The organism is Oceanobacter kriegii DSM 6294, assembly GCF_000422845.1.
GTDB lineage: Bacteria > Pseudomonadota > Gammaproteobacteria > Pseudomonadales > Oceanobacteraceae > Oceanobacter > Oceanobacter kriegii.
In genome coordinates, this window is record NZ_AUGV01000008.1 from 40,897 (window position 1) to 59,472 (window position 18,576).

19 protein-coding genes are annotated in these 18,576 nt (G+C 55.6%); 12 read left to right on the forward strand and 7 right to left on the reverse strand.

Annotation, left to right across the window (positions count from 1 at the left end):
- Nucleotides 1–47: 47 nt before the first annotated feature.
- The 6 genes from G516_RS0106565 to G516_RS24620 form a co-directional block, all read right to left on the reverse strand.
- Nucleotides 48–524, reverse strand: coding sequence for a methylglyoxal synthase (locus G516_RS0106565; protein ID WP_028292975.1), 477 nt, complete (start codon nucleotides 522–524; stop codon nucleotides 48–50).
- Between the two features lie 205 nt (nucleotides 525–729).
- Complete coding sequence (gene pgi, locus G516_RS0106570) at nucleotides 730–2,388, reverse strand: glucose-6-phosphate isomerase (protein WP_028292976.1); 1,659 nt, start codon at nucleotides 2,386–2,388, stop codon at nucleotides 730–732.
- Between the two features lie 305 nt (nucleotides 2,389–2,693).
- Nucleotides 2,694–3,347 carry a bifunctional 4-hydroxy-2-oxoglutarate aldolase/2-dehydro-3-deoxy-phosphogluconate aldolase gene (locus tag G516_RS0106575; protein WP_036535036.1) on the reverse strand — a complete coding sequence of 218 codons (654 nt, stop codon included), beginning with the start codon at nucleotides 3,345–3,347 and terminating at the stop codon, nucleotides 2,694–2,696.
- A 61-nt stretch (nucleotides 3,348–3,408) separates the two neighbouring features.
- Nucleotides 3,409–4,119 carry a 6-phosphogluconolactonase gene (gene pgl, locus G516_RS0106580; protein ID WP_036535038.1) on the reverse strand — a complete coding sequence of 237 codons (711 nt, stop codon included), beginning with the start codon at nucleotides 4,117–4,119 and terminating at the stop codon, nucleotides 3,409–3,411.
- The gene (zwf, locus tag G516_RS0106585) at nucleotides 4,119–5,588 is read right to left on the reverse strand and encodes a glucose-6-phosphate dehydrogenase (RefSeq protein ID WP_028292979.1); all 1,470 of its coding nucleotides are present in this window, start codon (nucleotides 5,586–5,588) and stop codon (nucleotides 4,119–4,121) included. Before zwf ends, pgl begins: the two co-directional genes overlap by 1 nt.
- 261 nt (nucleotides 5,589–5,849) lie before the next feature.
- Entirely contained in the window at nucleotides 5,850–6,170 is a 321-nt protein-coding gene (locus G516_RS24620) for a hypothetical protein (RefSeq protein WP_156878973.1), read from the reverse strand.
- A gap of 158 nt (nucleotides 6,171–6,328) precedes the next feature.
- Between G516_RS24620 and G516_RS0106590 the strand changes: the two genes are divergently transcribed.
- The 12 genes from G516_RS0106590 to G516_RS0106645 all read left to right on the forward strand — a co-directional run bounded on the left by G516_RS0106590 (nucleotide 6,329) and on the right by G516_RS0106645 (nucleotide 17,779).
- A complete protein-coding gene (locus G516_RS0106590; protein WP_051219017.1) occupies nucleotides 6,329–7,504 on the forward strand; it encodes a maltoporin in 1,176 nt (391 codons plus the stop codon).
- 297 nt (nucleotides 7,505–7,801) lie between these two features.
- A complete protein-coding gene (locus G516_RS0106595) occupies nucleotides 7,802–8,551 on the forward strand; it encodes a response regulator (protein WP_028292981.1) in 750 nt (249 codons plus the stop codon).
- On the forward strand, nucleotides 8,535–9,998 hold the full coding sequence (locus G516_RS0106600) for an ATP-binding protein (protein ID WP_036535041.1): 1,464 nt from the start codon (nucleotides 8,535–8,537) through the stop codon (nucleotides 9,996–9,998). The genes G516_RS0106595 and G516_RS0106600 overlap by 17 nt, the downstream gene beginning before the upstream one ends.
- A 297-nt stretch (nucleotides 9,999–10,295) precedes the next feature.
- On the forward strand, nucleotides 10,296–11,546 hold the full coding sequence (locus G516_RS0106605) for an ABC transporter substrate-binding protein (RefSeq protein ID WP_028292983.1): 1,251 nt from the start codon (nucleotides 10,296–10,298) through the stop codon (nucleotides 11,544–11,546).
- A gap of 153 nt (nucleotides 11,547–11,699) precedes the next feature.
- Nucleotides 11,700–12,641 carry a carbohydrate ABC transporter permease gene (locus G516_RS0106610; RefSeq protein ID WP_051219018.1) on the forward strand — a complete coding sequence of 314 codons (942 nt, stop codon included), beginning with the start codon at nucleotides 11,700–11,702 and terminating at the stop codon, nucleotides 12,639–12,641.
- Entirely contained in the window at nucleotides 12,634–13,506 is an 873-nt protein-coding gene (locus G516_RS0106615) for a carbohydrate ABC transporter permease (protein WP_084644914.1), read from the forward strand. Before G516_RS0106610 ends, G516_RS0106615 begins: the two co-directional genes overlap by 8 nt.
- Before the next feature lie 252 nt (nucleotides 13,507–13,758).
- Nucleotides 13,759–14,874, forward strand: coding sequence for an ABC transporter ATP-binding protein (locus tag G516_RS0106620; protein ID WP_028292986.1), 1,116 nt, complete (start codon nucleotides 13,759–13,761; stop codon nucleotides 14,872–14,874).
- 300 nt (nucleotides 14,875–15,174) lie between these two features.
- Nucleotides 15,175–15,420, forward strand: coding sequence for a TIGR03643 family protein (locus tag G516_RS0106625; protein ID WP_028292987.1), 246 nt, complete (start codon nucleotides 15,175–15,177; stop codon nucleotides 15,418–15,420).
- Nucleotides 15,421–15,489: 69 nt separating this feature from the next.
- The gene (locus tag G516_RS0106630) at nucleotides 15,490–15,873 is read left to right on the forward strand and encodes a DUF3127 domain-containing protein (RefSeq protein ID WP_028292988.1); all 384 of its coding nucleotides are present in this window, start codon (nucleotides 15,490–15,492) and stop codon (nucleotides 15,871–15,873) included.
- A 127-nt stretch (nucleotides 15,874–16,000) separates the two neighbouring features.
- A complete protein-coding gene (locus G516_RS0106635; protein ID WP_051219019.1) occupies nucleotides 16,001–16,411 on the forward strand; it encodes a hypothetical protein in 411 nt (136 codons plus the stop codon).
- An 81-nt stretch (nucleotides 16,412–16,492) separates the two neighbouring features.
- On the forward strand, nucleotides 16,493–17,188 hold the full coding sequence (locus G516_RS0106640; protein ID WP_028292990.1) for a HupE/UreJ family protein: 696 nt from the start codon (nucleotides 16,493–16,495) through the stop codon (nucleotides 17,186–17,188).
- A 15-nt stretch (nucleotides 17,189–17,203) separates the two neighbouring features.
- Complete coding sequence (locus tag G516_RS0106645) at nucleotides 17,204–17,779, forward strand: hypothetical protein (RefSeq protein WP_051219020.1); 576 nt, start codon at nucleotides 17,204–17,206, stop codon at nucleotides 17,777–17,779.
- Between the two features lie 270 nt (nucleotides 17,780–18,049).
- Here the strand turns inward: G516_RS0106645 and G516_RS24625 are convergent, their stop codons facing one another.
- Nucleotides 18,050–18,214: an RSP_7527 family protein gene (locus tag G516_RS24625; RefSeq protein WP_156878974.1), complete on the reverse strand. Its 165-nt coding sequence runs from the start codon at nucleotides 18,212–18,214 to the stop codon at nucleotides 18,050–18,052.
- Nucleotides 18,215–18,576 lie beyond the last annotated feature (362 nt).

Consider the following 18,576-nt stretch of genomic DNA (forward strand, 5'->3'; position numbering starts at 1 on the left):
GAGCCTGCTGGCTCCCTGTTTTTATTTATCGTTGATGCTGGCTGGTTCTATTCCGCAGAGCCGTGCTGATCCAAACGCTCAGCCAGATAGGCGTCGTAGTCCGGAATCTGGTAGTCGTAGCCTTGGGCGGTCAGCAGTGAGGTCAGCATAAAGTCGGCGGAAGTACGATTACAGGCCACCGCCACGTTCCAGACCGCCGCAATACGCAGCAGGGCTTTCACGTCCGGGTCGTGTGGCATGGGCTCGAACGGGTCCCAGAAGAACACCACCATATCGATTTTTTGCTCGACAATTTTGGCGCCAATTTGCTGGTCGCCACCCAGGGGGCCGCTGATCAGGGATTCAATACTGAGGCCCAGTTCGCTGGAGAGTTTGTGGCCGGTCGTGCCCGTCGCGAATAGCTGATGCTGGGACAGCAGACTTTGGTGCTGACGACACCAGTCGCTCAACACGGGTTTCATGTTGTCGTGGGCAATCAGGGAGATGCGTTTGATGGCGGGCATACGCACGGTTTTCTGTTGCACGTCGGGTCTCCACAAAGGTAACGATCGTTAGGTAGATGGCTTATGGCAGTGAGAGAACGGTTGCTCACTGTATGGGGGGGAGGTTACCAGACTGCTGGAGGAATGCTCCAGTCAGTCTGACGGTTTGTTAAGAAACGCAGTGCCATCGACTGTCGGTTGTGCGTGTTGGCCCGCTATGTCCGACACATAAGATCAGGTCGAAGACTCAGTCGTTGTCCAGCAGCGCCTTGCGCTTTTCCACGAAGTAACGCATCAGGTTGGCGGTCGAGTCGTCGTGGCCATCCTTGATCACCCCTTCCTGCAGTTCTGGCAGGATGCCTTTGGCGAGGGTCTTGCCCAGCTCCACACCCCATTGGTCAAACGAGCAGATGTCCCAGATAGAGCCCAGAATGAAAATCTTGTGCTCGTACATGGCAATCAGCGCGCCCAGCGTGCGTGGGTTCAGGCGATCCAGAATGATGCTGTTGGTTGGTCGGTTACCTTCGTGCACCTTGTGCGGAATCAGTCGCTCAATGGCTTCGGAAGACATGCCCTTGGCGGTCAGGTCGGCGCGAATATGATCGGCGTCGATGCCGCACATCAGCGCTTCGGTCTGGGCGAAGAAGTTCGACATCAGCTTTTCGTGGTGGCCTTCCACCGGCGTACTGGACTCAATCGAGCCAATAAAGTCGGCTGGCACAATGGTGTTGCCCTGGTGCAGGTACTGGTAGAACGCGTGCTGACCGTCGATGCCCAGCTGCCCCCATATGATGGAACCGGTGGTGTAAGGCACAGGCTGGCCGTCTTTATCCACAGACTTGCCGTTGGACTCCATTTCCGCCTGTTGCAGGTAGGCCGAGAATTTCTGCAGTGGCCAGTCGTACGGCAAAATGGCCTGACTCTGACGGCCCAGGAAGGTGGAGTTCCACAGGGTGGTCAGGGCCAGCCACATCGGCGCGTTGCGCTCCAGCGGTTCGTTGCGGAAGTGCAGGTCCATGTCATGGGCGCCTTGCAGCAGTTCTTCAAACTGCTTGAAGCCCAGATACAGCGCAATCGGCAAACCAATGGCAGACCACAGCGAGAAACGACCGCCAACCCAGTCCCACATCTGGAAGGTGTTTTCGGCCTTGATGCCGAAGGCTTTTACCGCATCCACATTGGAAGACACTGCCACAAAGTGCTTGGCAACGGCGCGGCTGTCGAACGAGGACGCCATTAGCCAGTTACGTGCTGTATGGGCGTTGGTCATGGTCTCGCTGGTGGTGAAGGTTTTTGACGCCACCACAAACAGTACCCGTTCAGGGTTCAGGCCTTTCAGTACGTTGGCGATTTCAACGCCGTCGACGTTGGACACAAAGTGGACGTTGATCTTGTCGTCAGCGTAAGGTTTCAGCGCCTGGGTCACCATCCGAGGGCCAAGGTCGGAACCACCAATACCAATGTTCACCACGTCGGTAATGCGCTTGCCGGAGTGACCGCGCCACATGCCGCTGCGTACCGCTTTTACGAAGGTGCGCATGCGCTTGAGCTCGTTTTGCACCACCGGCATCACGTCGGCACCGTTGACGTAAACCGGTGCGCCGCCACGGTTACGCAAGGCGGTGTGCAGCACGGCACGGTTTTCGGTGATGTTGATGCGTTCGCCGTTGAACATGGCTTCGCGGCGCTCTTCCAAACCAATATCTCGAGCCAGTTGCAGCAGCAGGGCACAGGTTTCGTCGTCAATCGGCTGCTTGGAGATGTCCAGCATGATGTTCTGTACTTTCAGCGAGTATTTGCTGAAGCGCTGGGAATCGCTGAACAGCGACTTGATTGGGGTTTGCAAGGCGGGTTCGATGCGCTGTTGCAGGGACTGCCACACAGGCAAATCGGTTACGGCTGACATGACACTTTCCTTCTCGATCTCAACGTTATGTGCTGAGTGTAATTGTTGTTGTTCGTTATGACAGAGAGAAGTGCTTTGCGGGTTTTGTACGTCGTATCGGTTAATTAGTATCAGAAAGCGGTCAATTCGACGCATCGGCCTGGGCCATGAACCTGGACTATGAAACGGTCGATGCATTGGCTCCTGCTTGTCTGACGGATGTTTCAATAACGCCCGCAAGGGTTATCTCTGTGTGAGCCGGACAGCCCTGTCCGGTTCTGACAGGCTACTGGGTGCTGGCCCAACAGCCTGTGCTATTCGCCTGATTAGCTACGCAGGGCCGCAGCTTCCGCGGCCAGGGTGCGAATGGCATCCCAGTCACCGGCTTCGATCAGGTCGTCGGGTACTACCCAGCTGCCACCCACGCACATGACGTTGCCAAGTGCCAGATAGTCACTGGCGTTGCTCAGCTTGATGCCGCCGGTTGGGCAGAAACGCACATCGCTGAACGGACCAGCGATGGATTTCAGTACCGCAGTACCGCCAGCAGCTTCTGCCGGGAAGAACTTGAAGCGACGGTAGCCCAGATCCAGACCCGCCATCATTTCAGACACACTCTGGATGCCCGGAATCATGGCGATATTGGCTTCCAGTGCGGCTTCCAGCAGGTCCGGTGTGGCACCCGGCGTGAAAATGTATTCACTGCCCGCATCAATGGCTTGTTGCAGGTTGGTGCGGTTGGTCACTGTGCCAGCACCAACGCGAGCGCCTTTGACGTTTTCGCTGATCAGCTTGATGGCATCCAGGGCAACGTCGGTACGCAGGGTAATTTCCAGTACTGGCAGGCCACCGTCGACCAGTGCCTGTGCCAGTGGTACGGCGTCTTCAATACGGTCGATGCGAATCACCGGAACAACAGGAGCCAGGGCCGCCAGTTCGTCGATCTGGTTGATGAATGCTTGTGGGTATGCGGTTGTCATAACAACTCTCCTTATAGACGGTCGCCGTGCTGCCCGGTGGCAGCAGCGGCGGCCGGCGGCCTCACGGGGCCCAGAAAACAGTGATTGGCTGATTCAGGAAGGCACGGATCGGCATCTCCGAAACGTCGGTTCCTGCCAGCGCTTTCATCAGGGTTTCCAGCTTGTCCAGACCGTTCAGATGCAATATCCGCTCCTTGCTGGCGAACAAACGCTGGGGTGTCAGGGTGATGCGCTGGTGCGGCGCAGTGGTTGGCTGGCACCAGGCCGCTGCAGACTCGGCATCCCACAGGCTGGCCAGCTCACTCGAGCAAGGGAACAGCGACGCCGTGTGGCCGTCGTTGCCCATGCCCAGAATCACGCAGGACAGTTTCTCAGGCAGTTGCTGTAACGCCTGCTCGGTTTGAGCCAGGGCGGCTGCATCCGCTGCACCGTCCGAGTGGTTGTTCCACAATGGGATGTAGTTGGCGGCGGCTGCGTCGTTCTGGAGCAGCAGCTGTTGCACCTTGGCCTGGTTGCTGTCGGCGTGGTCCGGGCTCACCCAACGCTCGTCGGCGAGGGTAACGGCGACCTTGTCCCAACCGAGGTCCAGTCGACTCAGGGTTTTGAACATCGGCGCCGGGGTAGAGCCACCGGATACCGCCAGAGAGGCAGAACCGTGGTCGGCGATGTCGAGCGCCAGCGCAGCGGCTACGTGTGCGGCAACCGCTTCGGCGCAATGCTGTCGATCGGTAAAGCGCAGCAGTTCGATGGCTGCAGGAAGTTTGGCAGTCATTACAACAGGTCCTCGTGCCAGCAGTGGCCTTCTTTCAATGTCAGCAAATCCGCGCCTTTCGGGCCCCAGCTACCGGCCGGGTAAGGCTGCGGCGGGGTTGGGTCCTGGGCCCACTGGTCTTGCAGTTGGTCGACCCATTTCCAGGCGTATTCAATTTCGTCGCGGCGCACAAACAGGTTCTGGTTGTCGCGGCACACTTCCAGCAACAGACGCTCGTACGCATCCGGGATGCGGCCACGGCCGAAGTCGTTGGCGAAATCCAGACGCAGGGAACCGGCACGCAGACCGTTGTCGCGGCCGAGGTCCTGATCCTTGTTCAGAATCTGCAACGAGATGCCTTCTTCCGGTTGCAGACGAATGGTCAGGCGGTTGTGGGCGGTGGAACGCTGGCGCTCATCAAAGATGAAGTGCTGGTGCGGTTTGAAGTGAACGGTAATCTCGGTCAGCTTCTGTTTCATGCGCTTGCCGGTGCGCAGGTAAAACGGCACACCTGCCCAACGCCAGTTGTTGATCTTGGCCTTGATCGCCACGAAGGTTTCGGTGTTGCTGTGCGGGTTGGCACCGTCTTCGTTGAGGTAACCCGGTACCGCCTTGCCGTCGATCATGCCGTCGACGTAGCGGCCACGGACCACTTCACGCTCAGGGCCAAAGGCCACGACCGGGCTCAGTGCCTGCAGCACTTTCACTTTTTCGTTACGAATGGCGTTGGCGCTCAAATCCAGCGGCGGGTCCATGGCGGTCAGACACAGCAGTTGCAGCAAGTGGTTCTGCACCATGTCGCGCATTTGGCCGGCGTCGTCGAAGTATCCCCAACGGCCTTCAATACCGACTTTTTCTGCCACGGTAATTTCAATGTGGGAGATGTTCTTGCACGACCACTGGTTACCGAACAGCGGGTTGGCAAAACGCAGGGCAATCAGGTTTTGTACCGTCTCTTTACCCAGGTAGTGGTCAATCCGGTAAATCTGGCGCTCTTCAAAGAAGCGGGCAACGTATTCGTTGATCTCGTTGGACGACTCGTGGTCGTGACCCAGCGGCTTTTCCAGTACCACACGGCTGCTGTCATTCAGGCAGCCCGCGTTGTGCAGGTTCTCGCTCATCGGGCCGAACAGACTGGCGGCAGTGGCGTAGTAGAAAACACGTTCCTTGTGGCCATCCTGCAGGGCGCTTGCCAGGGCCTGATATTGCTCTGCCTGTTTGAAGTCGACCTTCACATATTGAAGGCGCTCGGCGAACGCGGCCATATCGCTTTCCTGACATTCATTGGCAGGCACAAAGCGCTTGAGGTTATTCAGGCTGGTTTCGGTAAAACCCTGGGTATCTGTGTCGTCACGGGCGACACCAAAGACACGGCTGTTAGCGTCCAGCAGACCGGCACGGCCGAGCTGGTACAGAGCAGGAAGCAGTTTGCGCTGGGCGAGGTCTCCCAGGGCGCCAAAAATGACGATGTCACAAGCTTGGGAACTCATGGTGCTCTCTTTTGTTGGCTTGGAATGGGCGTTTATTTGTAATTATTTAACGTTGTTGATGGCGATTTTAGGGAGTGCTTGCCGATCAGGCAAACCAAATATTGTGAAATTTACGAAAATTCTGTGAATTTCAGGGAGTATTTTGGCAAACATACTGGTAATCTCCGCGCCGTTTTTAAGGTTGGTTCGGCGGTTTTGGTGGTTTTTTCGATACCTGCACCGGCCTGAAACGATGAATATGGTGAGAATTTGAGCGTTTGTTCATGAAAATGTAGTTAACTTTATTACATTTATGACAGCCGATACGCTCTGTTCCAGCGCTGAAATACTCGCTGAAAATGCCGTCAGGCCTTGTTTCATGGGCATCGAAGGCGTCGAGCGGCTGGATGGTTGGGTAAGGTCGCCAAAAATCCTGCAAGGTTTTGTTACATTTTGAAGGATTAAATAGCTTTTCCGTCGAAGGAAGTTTGTTAATTTTTCAACACCCGCCATCTGAGCGGCGCGATGAAAATAACAACAAGCAGGTTGGGCGGAAAATCCGACAACCACACCGCGACAGGAGTTCAACACCATTCGTAGCATGGGGCTTTTCCGGCAATTGCTGTGAAGGCGTGCCAACCGCAACGACTTCCAGCCGGGCTTACCCGCTGTTGTTTCATCGCACAGGCTACCAAATGCCAACCCGTTGGGGTGGTTCAGGTAGACAACAATAAAAACCAAAGACAGAGAGCGACATCAACATGAAACGCGTGACCATGACTCCAAAAATTCTGGCTTGTGCCATTGCTGGCATTGCCGCAATGCCTGTATCTGCCTCCGACCTGGATTTCTACGGTTATTTCCGTGCCGGCGTAGGGACTGCCACCGAAGGTGGTGAGCAGGCGTGCTATAAGGCTGATGGTGCAGGCTCCAAGTACCGTCTGGGTAACGAGTGCGACAACTACTACGAAGCCGGTTTCAAAGGCACCCTGTACGAAGCCAACGGCCGTACTTTCCGCCTCAACACCATGATGGCCGGTACCGACTCCGATGCCTTGAACCCGGTACAGATTGCTGTTCTGGGTGACAACGTTATTGATGCTCTGCCAGGCGCGACCCTGTGGGCCGGTAAGCGTTACTACCAGCGTCACGACGTTCACATGTCTGACTACTTCTACTGGAATGCCTCCGGCAACGTCGGTGCCGGTGTTGAAAACATCGACCTGGGCGGCGACAAGAAACTGTCTGTAGCCTGGATTGAAAACCAGGACGACGTTGACGACGACACCTCTGTTCACAACAACAACATCGACCTGCGCGTTGCCGGTATCGCCATTGCTGGCGGCACTCTGGAAGCCGGTGTTGCCTTCGGTCTGCCAAACCTGACTGAAGAACAGGAAGACGCCGACGTGGCCGACAACAGCGGTACGCTGGTTTCCCTGGAATACGCACTGGGCGTATCCAGCGGCTACAACAAGGTTGTGGTTCAGTACGGTACTGACGGTATGGCAGGCTCCACTGGCGTTAACAACAGCCAGATGGAAGGTTCCATGCTGCGTCTGATCAACCACGGTTTGTTCGACATCACCGACACCAGCGAAGCCCAGTACAACCTGGTACACGAAACCGTTGAAGATGCCGATGGCAACGCCAAAACCTGGCTCTCTGCGGGTATTCGTCCGGTGTTCCACTGGAACGACACCGCATCTACCGCGATTGAAATTGGTTACGACTCCGTGTCCTACGATGAAGGCATGGGTACAGACAACAACCTGACCAAAGTAACCGTTGCCCAGCAGTGGGCGGCAGGTGACGACTACTGGTCCCGTCCGCTGATTCGTGCGTTTGTTACCCACGCCAGCGGCAGCAAGGTTGCGATTCCTACCGGCGACAACACTGGCACCAGCTTTGGTGTACAGGCTGAAGTTTGGTGGTAAGCCTCTGATTTGAAGGACCCGGGTGCCTCTGTTCAAGCCCGGGTTGTTCAAAACAGGTTGGCGCTGCTCGTATAGTGCTCGCTCGGATTGGTCACCTGGGTTGCGGGCAAGCGCCACACTCTCGGCTCTGTTCAGGAGCCTGTCGGCTCACCGGTCACGGTGAGCCGACTTTCTATTTCGCTGAGGGCGCAGACCTGCGACCTCGCTCATACGAAGTGCTGCAGCTGGTTTATACTGCCATCGGTACGACGCCAGTTTGGCCAGCATGGCCTGCCTTTGTAGATAACCCGGTGAATTATGTCTGTTTCAAAACCCGTATGCGTAGTCGATGATGATGAAGGGATTCGACTGTTACTCCAGGCGTATCTGGAGCAACAGGGGTTTGAGGTGTCTGCTTTTGCAGACGGACTGTCGTTTGTGGATCACCTGCGTGAACAGGCCGCAGCGGACCCGCAAATTGTGATTCTGGATGTGATGCTGCCGGACATCGACGGCTTTGAAGTGGTCAAGCGCGTGCGGGGTTTCTCACAAGTGCCGATCATCATGCTGACCGCCAACGCCGAAGAAACCGACCGTATTGTCGGCCTCGAACTGGGCGCTGATGACTACCTTGAAAAACCCTTCAACCCCCGCGAACTGCTGGCACGGATCAAGGCCATTCGCCGCCGCACCGAGCAGATGCCGGATACCCCGGTCGCCCCGACGGGGCAGCGATTTCGCACTTTTAACGGTTTTGCACTGGATACCATTTCCCGTAATCTGGTGGGGCCGGACGGTGAAGACATTGGCTTGTCGGGCACCGATTACCAGTTGCTGATTATGTTGCTGGACTGCCACGGCGAAGTACTGACTCGCGAAGCCATTGCAAGTATCACCCGTGGCCGCGACAATCTGCCCATGGACCGATTTATTGATGTGCAAATCAGCCGCTTGCGCAGCCGTCTGGGTGACGACGCGCGAGCCCCCACGCTGATCAAAACCGTGCGTGGCAAAGGCTACGTATTTACCGCCAGTGTGGAAAGCCGGGCCGATGCGCCGCTGGCTTGAGGCCGGGCGTCGACGGCTGCAACAATCGTCACTGTCGGCGCGCTTCCTGCTGTTGCTGACCCTGGGCATTGTGCTGGCGCAGGGCATTTCGACCAGCATCTGGTACGCCCAGTGGCGTACCGATACCAACAAAACCACCCGCGAAATGTCGGAGCACATGGCCTATCGCATTGCTGCGACGGCCAATTTCTTCACCTCCTTGCCGCAAATTTATCGCCATGTAGTGCTCGACCAGCTGCGCGATATGGGTGGCACTCGTTTCTTTGTGTCGCTGAACCGCGAACGCATTCATATCAACGACCTCAACGACTCCGAGCGCAAACAGATCGTGGTGGATACCACCCGTCAGGTATTGGCGGAGCAGCTGGGTTTGCACGACGGCGTTTTCATTGAATTCTCCCGCGCCGACGACCTGCACGTGCTGAACAACGAGGTCAAACTGGTCGATCTGCCCGACAGTTGGGGGGCGTCGAGCTTGCTCTACAAGCCGCTGGATGCGCCGATTCTGGTGGTGCAGATTCCGGTGTCCGATACCGAATGGCTGTATCTGGCGACGCTGATGCCAGACCCGATGTTTCTGGATGAGCAGTCGCCGCTGAGTCTGGAGCGGCTGTTGTCCTTGCTGCTGTCGCTGATGGTGGTGTTGCTGCTGGGCAGTGTGTTTGTGCGCTCGCTGACCCGGCCGTTGCGGTCGCTGACCGAGGCGATGGAGCAGTTTGGCCGTGGCGATTCCGTACAGCTGGATGAAACCGGCAGCAAGGAGCTGTTGGCCACGGCGCGGGCAGTGAACGAAATGCAAAGCCGCATTCAGCGTTATCTGAATGACCGCGAACGCTTGTTTGCGTCCATTTCCCACGACCTTAAAACACCGATTACTCGCCTGCGGTTACGTGCTGAACTGCTGCAAAAAGAGCAGGTTCGGGAAGCCTTTATTGACGATCTGGAAGACCTCGAATTGATGGTGAAAGCCTCGCTGCAATGCGTGAAAGACACCGATATTCACGAGAACCCGGCCGACGTCGACATCATGAAGCTGTTTACCAACCTGTCCGAGGGGGCGCGGCTGGACGGCAAGCAAGTGGTGGTGCCGCTGCTGCAGGAATGCTTTTATCGCGGCAAGCCGCTGGCGCTGAAGCGGCTGTTTGGCAACCTGATCGACAACGCGCTGTATTACGGCGGCAGTGCCGAGGTGTATCTGGAAGACACCGATACCGAACTGGTGGTCGCCATTCTGGATCACGGCCCCGGCATTCCGGAAGAACAGCTGGAAAAGGTGTTCGATCCGTATACCCGTCTGAAATCCGATACTTCTCTTAACCTTGGTCTGAACATGGGGCTGGGGTTATCGATTGCCCGCAACATTGCGCGCGCCCACGGTGGCGAACTGACGCTCTCCAATCATCCCGCCGGTGGCTTGCAAGCCCGGGTGGTGCTGCCACGCAGCTAGGGACCCTGAGCCTGGCTCGCAAAGCCGGTGCGGTTCAGGCTGGTCTATTCTCAATGGGATTGATGGCCCCAACCAATCAGGCTTGTCTGGCTGCTTTCTGATGTCTTGCCAAAAGATGAGCAAGGTTTGGTTGGATATTTTCTGATCGACGGCGGTTTGTTTCACAATTGAAGGCAATTGAAAGACTTTGCAACACTTCAACGGTGAACCTTACTTTCTGGTGCCGCAGGGTTTGGTACTTTACTGATTCGGACTTATCCGAACCTGCGACACAAAAAATATAAAAGGATCGCTCACATGCTCAAGATCAAAGCTCTGGTTGGCGCAATGGCGCTGGCTGTTTCTGCTGCCTCTGTTTCCGCTGGCGAAGTGGAAGTCCTGCACTACCTGACCTCATCCGGCGAAGCGGCCGCGGTGAACGTTCTGAAAAAAGAACTCGAGAAAGAAGGTCACAGCTGGAAAGACTTCGCCGTTGCCGGTGGTGGTGGTGAAACCGCGATGACCGTTCTGAAATCCCGTGCGGTTTCCGGTAACCCGCCTGCGGCGGCCCAGATCAAAGGCCCTTCCATTCAGGAGTGGGGCGAGCTGGGTTTTCTGGCGTCTCTGGATGACGTTGCCAAGCAAGGCAAATGGGATTCCCTGCTGCCACCTGTGGTCAGCGACGTGATGAAGTACGAAGGTGAATACGTGGCCGTTCCTGTGAACGTACACCGTGTGAACTGGCTGTGGGCGAACCCGGAACTGTTCAAGCAAGCCGGTGTGGCGATTCCGACCACCTGGGATCAGTTCTTCGATGCGGCTGAAAAGCTGCAAGCCAAAGGCATTATTCCACTGGCCCACGGCGGTCAGGCATGGCAGGACGCGACCCTGTTTGAAGCCGTCGCCCTGGGTGTGGGTGGCTCTGAGTTCTACAACAAGGCGTTCCACGACCTCGATCAGCAGACTCTCAAAAGCAACATCATGGTGAAGGTATTTGAAACCTTCAAGAAAACCCGCAAGTACATCGATGCTGACGCGCCGGGCCGTGACTGGAACATTGCGACCAGCATGGTCATCAACGGTCAGGCCGCGATGCAGATCATGGGTGACTGGGCCAAGGGCGAATTCACCGCAGCGGGCAAAAACGCGGGTGTTGACTACGTCTGCCTGGCAGCACCAGATACCTCCGGTGCCTTCACCTTCAACATCGACTCCTTCGCCATGTTCGCTCTGAGCGACGACGAAGGTCAGGCCGCGCAGGCCGATATGGCCCGTCTGGTGATGGAGCCAACCTTCCAGGAAACCTTCAACCTGAACAAGGGTTCTATCCCGGCGCGTCTGGGTATGGATCGCTCCGCCTTTGACAGCTGTGCACACGCTTCCATGGATGCGTTTGTAGCCTCGGCACAAACCGGTGACCTGGTGCCTTCCATGGCCCACGGTATGTCCACCAACTCCCGTGCCCAGGGTGCGATCTACGACGTAGTGACCAACTTCTACAACAGCAAGAACCTGTCAGCCAAGGAAGCAGTGGACAAGATGGCTCGCGCCATCAAGGCCTCCCTGTAATTTCCTGAACCGTCTGAACACCGGCCTGCTGTTATTGGCGCGGCAGGCCAACGTTCAACATAGTTTTATCTGAAAATGCGTTCTCCGGGTGCCACCTGATTTCGGTCAGGTGGGCATCACAGGGTTCGTACGCTCAAAAAACGGGTACTGACCATGAACCAACAAACCAATACAGCCGGGCGCAGCATTAACAGCGCTGCCTTGTCGCCACTGGCGCGGCTGCAACAGGCGTTAGCCGACCAGCTGCCGAAGCTCGTCATGGCGCCAACCTTCTTGATTATTTTTGTGTGTATCTACGGATACATCGGCTGGACGTTCCTGCTGTCACTGACCAAGTCTCGCATCTTGCCAGTGTGGAAATTTGTTGGATTCGAACAGTACGAAAAACTTTTTATGAACGATCGCTGGATGGTCTCGCTGGAGAACCTGGTGATCTTCTCGTTCCTGTTTATTGCCCTGTGCCTGTTGATCGGCATGGTGCTGGCCGTGTTGCTGGATCAGAAAATCCGCAACGAAGGCTTTATTCGCGGCATCTACCTGTACCCGATGGCAATCTCCTTCATCGTTACCGGTACCGCCTGGAAATGGCTGATGAACCCAAGCCTGGGTCTGGAAAAAATGATGCACGACTGGGGCTGGACCAGCTTTAGCTTTGACTGGCTGGTCGACCCCGACATGGTGGTATACACCCTGGTGATCGCCGCCGTATGGCAGTCATCCGGCTTTGTGATGGCGCTGTTTATTGCCGGTTTGCGTGGTGTCGATGACGAAATGATCAAGGCCGCCAAACTGGATGGTGCCTCGATGCCGACCATTTACCGTCGCATCATTCTGCCGAGCCTGAAGCCGGTGTTCTTCAGCTGCTTTGTGATTCTGTCGCACATTGCCATCAAGAGCTTCGACCTGGTGGCCGCACTGACTGGCGGTGGTCCGGGCTATGCCTCCGACCTGCCAGCCAACTTTATGTATGCCCACGCTTTCACCCGCGGTCAGATGGGCCTGGGTGCCGCATCCGCGATGGTAATGCTGGGTGGTGTACTGGCGATTCTGGTGCCGTACCTGTACTCCGAACTGCGAGGTAAGAAACATGGTTGAAGCTCCAATGACGGTAACGCGCCGTGCAGCACGACTGGGCTTGTACGCCATTCTTGCCGCGGTTGCCTTTATCTACCTGATGCCAGTGTGGGTGATGCTGATCACCTCGCTGAAAGACGTTGAAGAAATTCGCTCCGGTAACCTGTTGTCGCTGCCATCCAGCCTCAACTTTGATGCCTGGGTAACGGCGTGGGGCAGTGCCTGTGCCGGTTCCAGCTGTGAAGGTATTTCCAGCTACTTCTGGAACTCATTCCAGATTGTGATTCCGGCGGTGATTATTTCCACCTTGCTGGGTGCCCTGAACGGTTATGTATTGTCGTTCTGGCGCTTCCGCGGCAGCGAGCTGATGTTCGGTCTGCTGTTGGTGGGCTGCTTTATCCCACTGCAGGTGATCCTGCTGCCAATGGCGCGCACGCTGGCCTTCTTCGGACTGGCCAACTCAACCCCGGGTCTGGTGTTGGTGCATGTGATTGTCGGTACCGGTTTCACCACCATGTTCTTCCGCAACTTCTACATCGGCTTGCCACAAGAGCTGATCAAGGCGGCAAAACTGGATGGCGCAGGGTTCTTCTTTATTTTCCGTCGCGTGGTACTGCCGCTGTCGACGCCGATCATCGTCGTGACCGTGATCTGGCAGTTCACCCAGATCTGGAACGACTTCCTGCTCGGTATTGTGTACTCCGGTGCTGAAACCCAGCCGGTGACGGTGGCGCTGAACAACCTGGTGAACACCAGCTTCGGCGGCAAGCAGTACAACGTCGATATGGCAGCAGCGCTGATTGCCGCACTGCCGACGCTGATTGTGTACATGGTGGCGGGCAAGTATTTCGTGAAGGGGTTGACCGCCGGTGCCGTCAAAGGCTGATCGGAGCTACTGCGCTTGGAATAGCTGCGTTAAAGCTCGACTCGAGGATGCTCATTTATGACTTATAAACTCCGCTCCTCTCGTCGATCTTTGCCTTGCTCTTCCATCGCTCGTAACGCTCCGATGGCTCCGAGGCACATCCACTGATGACGCCAACTCATCGGCCTGAATAACCCCGGTGGGTTGGTTGAAAAAATAAAAAATTATTTGGTGTTGTGGGATTCGCACAGCACTCAGAAAGAGGCTAAGAATATGGCTGCTCTGACGATTGAAAATGCAGTAAAGAACTACGGCCAGGGGGATATCCTCAAGGGCATTAACATCTCCATTGAGAGTGGTGAGTTTCTGATTCTGGTGGGTCCTTCCGGTTGCGGTAAGTCGACGCTGATGAACATGATCGCCGGTCTGGAAACCGTGACGTCCGGTCGCATCCTGATGGGTGACGACGACGTCACCAATGTACAGCCGAAAGATCGTGACATCGCCATGGTGTTCCAGAGCTACGCGCTGTACCCGAACATGAGCGTGGCTGAGAACATTGCTTTTGGTCTGGAAATTCGCAAGGTGCCGAAGCACGAGCGTGCTCAGGAAGTGGAGCGTGTTGCCAAGCTGCTACAAATCGAACACCTGCTCGACCGCAAGCCAGGTCAGTTGTCCGGTGGTCAGCGTCAGCGTGTCGCTATGGGACGTGCGTTAGCCCGTCGTCCACGTCTGTATTTGTTCGACGAACCGCTGTCCAACCTCGACGCCAAGCTGCGGGTTGAGATGCGTACCGAAATCAAGAAGCTGCACCAGAATCTGGGCACTACCATTGTCTACGTTACCCACGACCAGATCGAAGCCATGACTTTGGCCGACCGCATCGCGGTAATGAAAGACGGCATCGTGCAGCAGTTCGGTACCCCGCAGGAGATCTACAACGACCCTAACAACCAGTTTGTAGCGGGCTTTATGGGTTCCCCGGCGATGAACTTCATTCCGGCCAAATTGGCGGGCACTGCGGCGGCGGTGACGGTAGAAGTGACAGACGCCAATGGCGCGGTACAGCAGCTGCCGGTTCCAAACAGCGCAGCGCTGGCCAGCCAGATTGGTAACGAAGTGGTTCTGGGCCTACGTCCGGAAAAGATTACCGAGCCACTGCCGCATAAAGAGGCCGACCCTATGGTGACGCACCTGCCAATGAAGGTACTGGTAACCGAACCGACCGGTGCTGACACCATGGTGGTGTCTGAGCTGAACGGCACACAGGTCGACTGCCGCTTGGGGCCGCGCTTCGACGTTACACCGGGCGCTGCTGCCGACCTGATGGTCGATATGAGCCTGGCGGTGTTCTTCGACAAAGCCACGGGCGAACGCATCGACCGCTGATTGCCTCAAGCGACCTCGCTCCCGCTACGTCCTGTGTGGGAGTGAGTTTGCTGGCGAAATTCCATCGGCAGCACGCTACCTCCTGCAATTTATCGGTGACTCTCGGATATCAGATAGGGCAGTGCGTTGCGACCTGGAATGCCACAACTGGTGCGCGGTGCACACCCTACGGAAGGTCAGAGTAGGGTGTGCACTGCGCACCGAATGGCTGCTTTTATTTATACATAACTTGTACGAGGGTTGGAGAGAGGCTAGATTAGAACGTTCTGACAAAGAACAATTTGCAATCGAAGGCCGACCATGACTCCTGCCGATATCTCCCGCATCATCGAAATGGCCTGGGAAGACCGCACCCCTTTTGAAGCCATCGAGCGCCTTTATGGCTTGTCTGAACCGCAGGTGATCAACCTGATGCGCAAGGAAATGAAAGCCTCCAGCTTCCGTATGTGGCGTAAACGTATGAGCGGTCGCAAAACCAAGCACCTGCAACTGCGCCATCCGGATATTTCCCGCGGCTACTGCGCCACCCAATACAAACATCGCTGATGTGCGGTGCGGAGAGGATCAATGTTATGATTTCGGCAACTTTAACGATTCCCGAAAGGTCCTGACTCCATGTCCAAAAGCTTCGAAGCCCAAGGCGTTATCCACTCGATCGACGACACCAAAAGCTACGGCCAGAACAACTTCACCAAGCGCGAGTTTGTGATCAAACTGACCGGCGATGGCGAAAAGTCGGAATACCCGAACTACGTGGCGTTTGAACTGATCAAAGACAAATGTGCCCTGATGGACAGCTTCCACCTGGGCGATGAAATTCTGGTGACCTTTAACCTGAATGGCCGTCTGTGGAACGCTCCGGGCAAGCCGGAAAAATGCTTCACCAGCCTGCAAGCCTGGCGCGTTCAGTCCCTCAGCGAAGCCCAGCCAATGGCGGCTCCGGCAGACGCAGGCTTCGCCCAGCAAATGCCAAACTACGATGACGATGTACCCTTCTAATAGAGAGTACCATTCTGATAGACAGAGCTCATTCTGACGATCACAGACTGGATACACTGAAAGCCTGCTTCACGCAGGCTTTTCTTTTTGTACGTTTAATCGCTCAAACGACTTCAAGGATGATGTCATGACCTCGATAGCCGCTGCTGCCCGACCGATGTTTTCTTTCCGCAATCTGAACATCGTCACCACCGTTATAGCCTCCCTGCTTTTTCTGATTCTGCTGGGCGCGCCGGATATCGCCTGGTGGCTGTTTGGTATTGAAGGAGGAGAGTCCGCCGATTTTGTCGCCCGTCGCACGGCCATGCTGTTTGCAGGCATTGCGGCCCTGTGCTGGTTTACCCGGAATACCCCCGCAGGCGCTGCACAATCGGGCATTGCCAAAGGGCTGGCACTGGCTATGGTCGGGTTGGTGATGCTGGGGCTTACGGAATGGCTACGCGGCTTTGCCGGAATCGGCATCCTGCTGGCGGTAGTGACCGAACTGGCGTTGGCAGTTGGGTATGGACGGATGGCTTGCTACCCAAGTGGTAGGTGATTACGGCCTTTCAGGAAATGACTGAATGCCCTTGCCGTGCGAGGCTAACGGGTTCTTGCGTGGCAGGTACGGCTTTGGTTTATGCACAGCACTCTTCGTTTATTCACCCAATTATTACTGGCCAGTGCGCTGACCGTACTGAGCCTGACGGCGCTAGCCCACGGCGTCGATGACAACACGCGCGCGTTCTTGCAGATGAACAGTGGCGTGCAGTTTGCGCCGTTTCTGTACATTGGCGCCAAGCACATGATCACCGGTTACGACCATATTCTGTTTCTGGTTGGAGTGGTGTTCTTTCTTTATCGCAGCCGCGATGTGCTGCTGTACGTCAGCCTGTTTACCCTCGGCCACAGCGTTACCCTGATGAGTGGTGTGCTGGCCAATATTCAACTCAATGCTTATCTGATCGACGCCATTATCGGTTTGTCGGTGTTCTACAAAGGCTTCGATAATCTGGGCGGCTTCAAGCGTTTGTTGGGTTTTCAGCCCGACACCCGTTTGATGGTGCTGATGTTCGGGCTGTTTCACGGCTTTGGTCTGGCGACCAAGTTGCAGGAGTTTCACATTCCCGAAGACGGCCTGTTGGAAAACCTGATCGCGTTCAATCTTGGCGTTGAACTGGGTCAGTTTGCTGCGCTGGCATTGGTGGTGTTGCTGTTGTCTGCGTGGCGACAGTCGCCGTCTTTTGGTCGCTTTGCGGTCGTCACTAACTCGGCTTTGATGGCCTCTGGCGTGATGCTGGCGGGGTTTCAATTAACCGGCTATTTCACCCAATAACAGGAGCGTCTTGATATGAATGCTGAGATTCATAATGAGGTAAACACAGCGCAGGTTTCCGCAGCCACGCTGTGGAAAGCCACTGCCGCTGCCATATTGGTGGGACTGATTGCCTTGTTTACGGTGATTTTACCGGCCGAATACAATATCGACCCGACCGGTGTCGGCAAGGCGCTGAATCTGACGGCGCTTTCTCCAGAGGCGCTGGAGGCAATGCAAGCGGCGCAAGCACAGGGCGCTAGTCATGCCGAAGGGGGTAACAAGCCGGCCGATACCCGTAAGTCCGTTCAATTAACGCTGATGCCCAATAGCGGATTGGAATACAAAATGACCATGCAGCAGGGCGCTCAGGTCGACTTCCGTTGGATCAGCAGTAGCAGCCAGGTGTACGTCGATATGCACGGTGAGCCCAAGGGTGATACCAGCGGGTATTTCAAAAGCTACGTGGTGGGGCGTTCCACCGAGATGAAAGGCAGCTTTATCGCGCCCTTTGAAGGCAGTCATGGTTGGTACTTCAAAAACGAAACCGATGAGCCTGTACTGGTGCAGCTGATGTTTCGGGGTGACTACGAGAATCCGCACTTGCTGTGAGGCCATACCATTCAGGTGGCAACCAGGTCTGGTTCAAATATTCAGCAAAAAGTGGGGCTTGGAAACGTTTGTATGGATCAGATGTGTGGATCAGGTGTTTGAAGCCGGGTGTTTCAGAAGTGGCTTTTAAGAAGGTCTAGCAGGAGGGGATGTTACGTAGGTCTTGCGAGGATATTACCGCCCCAGGTTGTGCCTGACAGCAAGGAAGAATTGTTGTTGGTTCCTTGAAGTCGGCCGATGACCTGCGGGTAAACAGTCGTTGGTCAGCTCTTAGTGAGCGGCAGCCAGCTTGTCTGCTTTTTTGGAAGTCAGAGCAACTTTGATCTTGGCGAACAGGGAAGAAAAGATCTCAGCCAGGTAAGCATCACGAGCAGCTTTTGCGTCGGCGATAGCCTGGTCAACGTCGATGTAGTATTCGGTGTTTTCAACTTTCATATAGGTCATCCTTTGGATTGGGTCTGTGTTGCTGATGGGTGCCATAGTAGGCATCGGGGTCTTCAGAATAAAGCGACTCTTTTTCACGGTAATGATTAGAAAATCTAACCATTCAGGTTTTTCACCTGCTCTCTTTCGAGAATCAAATCTCATTTCCCGACTTTCAAAAGCTACATAAGCCCCATTAATACGGGGTTTGTGCCATCTCTGCTGTATTTTTGATCAAATGGGCAGCTGTTCCGGGCTGTCATCAAAATGCCAAAAATAATTGGCTTTTAATGTTACATATTGAGGAAATCGATCTGTTCCTGACAGGCAATCATAAAAAGTCAGCCTCCCTGCCTGCTGATTATTCCGTGTAC